Genomic DNA, 7,223 nt, shown 5'->3' with positions numbered 1-7,223 from the left:
ACGAAGAACAGGAGCGAAAAGGACCAAAAAATCGCCCAAAGCACACACGAAAACGGATACATCAAGCCAAGAAAAACTTTTTGGAGAAATTCAAAACAGCTTCTTAGAACCTGTTTGAAATTTGCTCAGGTTTGTTTTGAGAGACTTTCTGTAGAAATTCAAAACAGTTTCTGGACATAATCGGGGCTGCTTTTCTGATTTATACAGGGATGAGGTAGTTACTTTCCGGATAAAACCGGGAAAACAGACCGGTAGCAAGCTCAAAAGGACCTGATATAATATTGCTTTATTGGAAATTTTAAACAGTTTCTGATGAATGTCTGCATAGCCAGTTTGTTCGGGTTAAAAACGCAGTAGTACTGCGTTCGCCGATGAAGATATATTCAACTGCCGATGAAGTATATATTCAATCGCAGATGCAGTATATATTCAACTGCCGATGCAGTATATGTTCTTTTTTAGGGGGTATATGTTGGCTGTTTGCAGATATTATTAATATAATATAATAAGGAGTTGAAGGAAATCAGAAGCAATCCTTTTTATGCCGGTTTTCGAAAGTCTGGCTATTGGCTTTTGACTCCTGGACGAAGTTATTAACTAAAAAACAGATAAAGGACATGTCAGTAGAAACTAAAAAGCTGAGCAAGGAAATCAGCGAAATCTTTTGGAGAGAAGGTTATACATTGGCAACTGCAGAAAGTTGTACGGCCGGAAATGTAGCAGCCATTATTACGGCAGTACCCGGTAGCTCACGTTTTTATAAAGGTGGAGTGGTAGCATATGCCGATGAAGTGAAGGAAAGCTTGTTGCATGTAAAAGCGGAAACCCTTCAGGCATGCGGAGCGGTGAGTGAAGAAACCGTAATCGAAATGGTGAAGGGAGCTATTGATACTTTTGGGACTGATTATGCCATGGCTACATCGGGCATTGCCGGACCGGGTGGAGGTACTCCCGAGAAGCCTGTCGGTACCATTTGGCTGGCAGCCGGGAGTAAAGACAAAATTATGACACTCAAGCTGACAGAAGACGAGGGACGCGACAAAAATATCCAGTTTGCTACTAAAAATGTGCTTCAACTGTTGCTCTCTATTTGCCAAAACAAAGAAAATGAGCAATAAAAGGCAATTTATTGAAGAAAAACTTGCATATGTAAAATAAAACCGCTTACTTTGCACTCCGTTTTAAGGAGCATAGAAATAAAACTATAAAAACTAGATAGAAATGTCGAAAATTTGTCAAATTACCGGAAAGAAAGCCATGATTGGCAACAACGTTTCACACTCAAAAAGAAGAACGAAAAGAACGTTCGATGTGAACTTGTTTACAAAAAAATTCTACTATGTAGAACAAGATTGCTGGATTAGCCTGAAGATTAGTGCTAACGGCTTGAGAATTATTAATAAGAAAGGGCTGGATGCAGCACTGAATGAAGCTGTTGCGAAAGGTTACTGTGATTGGAAAACTATCAAAATCGTTGGTTAATTAAAAGGAGAGTAAAAGTATGGCTAAGAAAGCTAAAGGCAACAGAGTGCAAGTAATCTTGGAATGCACTGAAATGAAAGATAGTGGTATGCCGGGTACTTCTCGTTACATCACTACGAAGAATAGAAAGAATACACCCGAGAGATTGGAATTGAAGAAATACAATCCTATTTTGAAAAGAGTAACAGTTCACAAAGAAATTAAATAATAAGACACCATGGCAAAGAAAACAGTCGCAACCCTTCAGACAGGAAAAGAAGGCCGTTCTTATACAAAGGTTATCAAAATGGTTAAGTCGCCGAAGACTGGTGCTTATGTTTTTGACGAACAGATGGTACCTAATGAAAAAGTTCAGGACTTTTTTAAGAAATAAGGCTTTAATTAGAGTTAATTATATCATTAAAACTCCTTTCGATTTCGAAAGGAGTTTTTTTTTTAGTATCTATACGCAGCCTTAAAAACTCATCCCAAATCAGCACGCGATAAATTCAAGACAGTTTCTATAGTAGAACAAAATTGATTTGCGAAAAAATTCTTGATGTATTGTCATAATCGAATGGAGTTTCCATTGGAAATGGGCACTCAGCATGACAAATGATTTTTCGCATTTTATTTCTGATTGGCTATAAAAAACTTGTATTGCTTTCTCCATGTGAATCTGTAATATTAAAAGAATGTTAACCAAAAAGAATCCGATGCATGCTTACAGTGTTTTTAGTGACGTAAATTTTATTAAAAATAACTTCGGTTAGAAAAAATTATGCCATCAATGTAATAAGTGTTACAGAATATGTTTAATTTTGCCATTGAATAGTTAATTAATTAAATCTATACAAATTTATGCAAAGCAAACTAGTAACAAACAGGCAGACGCGGAGAAACCTGTTTTCTCTCGCGGTTTTTCTTTTAGTGAGTATGTATGCATTTGCCCAAAATGCGGTGACAGGTATTGTAAAGGATAAGACTGGCGAACCGCTGATAGGCGTGAGTGTAGTGGAAAAAGGAACCACAAATGGTAGTATTACCGATATGGACGGAAAGTTTTCCATCAATGTACTTCAAGGCAAGACTTTGGTGTTTTCTTACATTGGTTATCTTTCCCAAGAAATTAAAGTACGCTCCAATACCATTAATGTAACCATGCAGGAAGACGACCAGATGCTAGAAGAAGTCGTAGTTATCGGCTATGGTTCTATGCAGCGTAAAGATGTAACCAGTTCGATTACCACCATCAAAGCTGAAGATTTGAATGTGGGTGTTTACTCAGATCCCGCCCAGTTATTACAAGGTAAAGTTCCGGGTTTAGCCATTACTACTAGCGGCGACCCGAACGGAAGTCCGAGTATAACCTTGCGTGGTGCTTCTTCTTTGCGTGAAGGTGCTGCCATGCAGCCGTATTATGTAATCGACGGTATTCCGGGCGTTGATATTTCCATGGTTGCTCCAGATGATATTGAAAGTATTGATGTGCTTCGTGATGCAACAGCAACAGCTATTTATGGCTCAAAGGCTGCCAATGGTGTTATTATCATCAATACCAAGAAGGGGAAAAAAGGACGTACCAATGTCACTTATAGCGGTTATGTAGCTTTTGACAAGATTTTAAAAAAAATGGATATGGCTACGGCCGATGAACTTCGGGCATATGCCGAAAAAAACGGTCTGACATTATCTAATGATATGGGTGCCAATACTGATTGGCAAGATGAAGTGCTTCGTACAGCAGTCAGCCATAATCACAATGTTTCTATCAATGGTGGTTCAGAAAAGACAACTTATATGGCAAGTATCAATTACCAAAATCGTCAAGGTGTCATTTTAGGTACAGATATGGATCGCTTGAATATACGTTCTTTGCTTACCACTAGGGTGCTTAAAGACCGCCTGGAACTGTCGGTGGGCGTTAATTCTCGTTACGGGAAAGGCGTAGGTGTACCCATGGATGATGAAGGTGTGTCTGTATTGGATGCCATGAATTATTTTTCTCCGATGCTTCCGGTTCGCGATGATGGGAACTGGACACAGGCTTCGGGCAGCCAGAACATAAATCCATTGTCGCTGATTTATGAAGATACTTCTGAAACAATCTATAAAAACACACAACTCATCAGTAAGGCCACTTTGGAAATTGTCAAAGGTTTGAAATGGAGTGCCAACTACTCATTCACCAACAACCAGCGCACTTACAGCGAATATCATACCCACAACACACAGCAGCCGGGTATCAACGCGCAGAACGGCCAGGCGAAGCGTAATACTTACTTCGGGCATGAACACATTTTCGAAACTTACGGAAATTATGATACAACTATCAATAATGCACATAAATTGTCTATCATGGCAGGTTATTCATGGGAAGAAAGGATGTCAAATGATGGCTTTGGGCTGACTGTGCACGATTTTTATGATGATGTGTTGAAATGGAATCAGTTGACTTATGCAAGTACTATTGACGGCATTCCTGCTATAGAAAGTGGAACCAAAGAGACAGTCCGCAATATCTCATTCTATGGTCGTGTGGGTTATTCATACAACAGCAAGTATATGATTCAGGCTACTATCCGTCGTGATGGTTCTTCTGTGTTTGGCAAAAATAACCGTTGGGGTACATTCCCATCAGTCAGTGTTGCCTGGAACATTACGGAAGAAGATTTCATGAAGCACCAAGATGTGATTAGTAACCTGAAACTTCGTTTGGGATATGGTGTCAGCGGTAATGCTTTGGGCTTCGGAGCTTATACCCCGTATGAAACCTACGGTGCATCGGGCTTCTTTACTTACAACGGCAAGAGTTGGCGTACGCTGGCGGCTACCAAGAACGCCAATCCTGACTTGAAATGGGAATCTACCGGAATGTTTAACATCGGTATCGATTATGCTTTCTTCAACGGCCGTTTGAATGGTACCATCGAATGGTATAACAAAAAGACCAAGGACTTGATTTGGAATTATCCGGTTTCTACCAGTCTTTATCCATTCGGCGATATCCAGGCCAATGTAGGTGAAATAACCAATCAAGGTATCGAATTTTCTATTAATGCTGTTCCTGTACGTACTCGGGATTTCGAATGGAGCACGACGGTTACCTTGTCTCACAATAAAAATACTGTAGACAGATTGTCAAACGATCAATTCGAAGTGTCTTTATTTACACAGGGTGACCCGATGGTAGCCGGTGTTTCTGCCAATGGTTATACCCAACGTATCTTGGAAGGTGAACCTCTCGGAACATTCTATACCTTTGAATTTGCCGGATATAATGAAAACGGAATCGCTACTTATTATGTAAGAGATGAAGAAACAGGAGAACGTACGGGAGAAACGACCACTGACCCCAGCGATAAGGACCGTACCATTACCGGTTGCGCACAACCCAAGCTGAACTTTGGATGGAATAACACTTTCTCTTGGAAGAATTGGTATGCAACGGTATTCTTTACCGGTGTATTCGGCAATGATATCTACAATGGTTCACGTGCTAACTATACCAGTCCGGAAAACTTTTCGAACGGTAAGAATGTGCTGAGAGAATTCCTTTACGAACGTCCGGCTACAGATACATCTAATAATCGTCCTTCTGACCGTTTCATTGAAAACGGTTCATACCTTCGTCTGTCCACTCTGACGTTGGGGTATACGTTCAAAAACTTTGACAATTGGTTGAAGAATGCACAATTATACATTACTTGCAACAATGTATTCACTATCACTAGTTATAAGGGGCTTGATCCTGAAGTAAACATGGGTGGCTTAGCTCCTGGTGTTGATTACCGTTGGAGCGCTTATCCGCATACCCGTACCACTATGATTGGTTTAAAAGTTAATTTCTAATTATCAACAGACTTACAATTATGAAAATGAATATAAAATCATTATATGCTATTTGTACTGCCGCTTTACTTGCTGGATGTACAGACTTGGATGTAAATATAGAGTCTCAATATACTCAATATCCAATAAATGATATTGCAGTAGAGGCGAAGAACGCGGATGTTTATTTCCATTTGCGTGATGTATTCGGACGTCGTTATATGGAAGCGATGTCTTTGTCGAGCGATGAATATACAGCTGTTTCATACGGAGGAGGCTGGTACGACAGTGGTTGTTATTCCCATCCGAGCCTTCACGATTTTAGAACAGAAGACGCATCGATTGACTGGATGCCTACGGTTATCAGCGGCATTACCAAAGCCAATACGGTAATCCGTGATTTGGGAGGCGAAGAAGCAGCCCCTGCCGATATCGCTCCTGCGCGGGCAATGCGTGCTTTTTTCACTTTCATTATTATGGACTGCTGGGGAGATGTGCCTATTTTGGATTACCTGCCTGTAACGAATGATGAAGTAGTACGTGCTCCACGTGCAGAAGTCGCCCGTTGGATTGAAAGCGAATTATTGGAAATCATTCCTCAACTCACCGATGAAGTCAGTGACAATACCTATGGTAAGCCGACTAAATGGATGGCAGAAGCTTTGTTGGCAAAGTTGTATATCAACTGGGCTGTGTATACAGCTTCTTCGGTTGAGCAATATGAAGCTGCTACAGCTGAGAATGAAAAACTGAATGATTGTATCAGAATCTGTGATGATATTATCGCATCCGGCAAATTCAATTTAGGTTCAATGCCTTACGCTGAAAAGTTTGGCCCCGATAATGGTTCGCAAGTAGAAGATTTTATCTATGCCATGCCGTATGATACATATACTGCTACAGGTATGCAATACGGGCGGGCACGTACCTGGAAGAATGCAGGAGATGTTGAAAAAAGTTATTATGGTATGAAGTTAAGCAATTCTGCAGGCGGATATATTACGATGAATCCTGAATTCTCACGTCTTTTCTGTTTGGAAGGTGACATACGTAATAACAGCGTAATTGGCGATACTGTACATGTTTATGACCCGAATACTTACCAGCCGACTTCGGAAATAGCTTTGGATGAAAACGGCAAACCTATTGTGCTGACTCAAACTGTTTCGCTTGAAATCCCTGACGATGTGCAATTGGGAGTAGGTGATAACACGAAAGGATATAGCCAAGGCTACCGTTCGGTGAAGTTTTTTGTGATTGATGACGATTACAAGAATGGAAGAAACCAGTCGAATGACTTGCCGATATTCCGTTATGCAGATATCTTGCTGACAAAGGCGGAAGCCATTGTTCGAGGTGGTACGGCTACTAATGGTGAGACAGCGATGAGTCTGTTCAATCAAATCCGGGAATATGCCCAGGCTCCACTTCTGGCTACAACTCCTTCTTTGCAAGATTTGTTGGACGAACGTGGAAGGGAATTTTTTGATGAAAACTGGCGTAGAAATGATATGATTCGTTTCGGAACGTTTGAAAACGAATATGGTTTCCATAAGAAAGATTTCCCGACAGCACGTTTCGAAAAGACTTGTCGTATATTCCCCTTGCACAGAGATGTGCTGAATACCTATCCGCATTGGACTCAAAACCCGGGATATTGATTTATTTGATATCGATTTTCAATGAAGCCTTGCAGCTATCTGCCGTTGTAATAAACGCCGGAAGCCGCAAGGCTTTTTTGTTTCATTCATGTACGGTACGATTTTTAAGGGCAGATTTTGTATTGAAGCAGATAATCATCTTTCTAAAATGGGATAATCTTTTTTCCGGAATCGGATAATCTGTATAATTTAGATGTGTTTGCCTTGACAAACTAATAAACTCATTCGTTTGTTTTAGAGAAAAATCCGTATATTTGCACAAACATAGCA

Annotated in this window: 6 protein-coding genes; all 6 read left to right on the top strand. The window is 40.4% G+C overall.

The window, feature by feature from the left end:
• The first annotated feature begins 617 nt into the window (after positions 1–617).
• The 6 genes from B5F78_RS09945 to B5F78_RS09915 all read left to right on the top strand — a co-directional run bounded on the left by B5F78_RS09945 (position 618) and on the right by B5F78_RS09915 (position 6,953).
• Positions 618–1,118: a CinA family protein gene (locus B5F78_RS09945; protein ID WP_087406610.1), complete on the top strand. Its 501-nt coding sequence runs from the start codon at positions 618–620 to the stop codon at positions 1,116–1,118.
• A gap of 103 nt (positions 1,119–1,221) precedes the next feature.
• A complete protein-coding gene (gene rpmB, locus B5F78_RS09940) occupies positions 1,222–1,482 on the top strand; it encodes a 50S ribosomal protein L28 (RefSeq protein ID WP_022040002.1) in 261 nt (86 codons plus the stop codon).
• A 19-nt stretch (positions 1,483–1,501) separates the two neighbouring features.
• Positions 1,502–1,690, top strand: a complete 189-nt coding sequence (rpmG, locus tag B5F78_RS09935) for a 50S ribosomal protein L33 (protein ID WP_013616632.1) — start codon at positions 1,502–1,504, stop codon at positions 1,688–1,690.
• 9 nt (positions 1,691–1,699) lie between these two features.
• A complete protein-coding gene (locus B5F78_RS09930; RefSeq protein ID WP_007558249.1) occupies positions 1,700–1,855 on the top strand; it encodes a DUF4295 domain-containing protein in 156 nt (51 codons plus the stop codon).
• Positions 1,856–2,322: 467 nt separating this feature from the next.
• The gene (locus B5F78_RS09920) at positions 2,323–5,313 is read left to right on the top strand and encodes a SusC/RagA family TonB-linked outer membrane protein (protein ID WP_087406608.1); all 2,991 of its coding nucleotides are present in this window, start codon (positions 2,323–2,325) and stop codon (positions 5,311–5,313) included.
• Between the two features lie 20 nt (positions 5,314–5,333).
• A complete protein-coding gene (locus B5F78_RS09915) occupies positions 5,334–6,953 on the top strand; it encodes a RagB/SusD family nutrient uptake outer membrane protein (RefSeq protein ID WP_087209959.1) in 1,620 nt (539 codons plus the stop codon).
• Positions 6,954–7,223 lie beyond the last annotated feature (270 nt).

Origin of the sequence: Bacteroides sp. An279, assembly GCF_002159615.1 — a bacterium.
Taxonomy (GTDB): domain Bacteria; phylum Bacteroidota; class Bacteroidia; order Bacteroidales; family Bacteroidaceae; genus Phocaeicola; species Phocaeicola intestinalis.
This window is presented reverse-complemented; position numbering and strand designations above follow the sequence as displayed.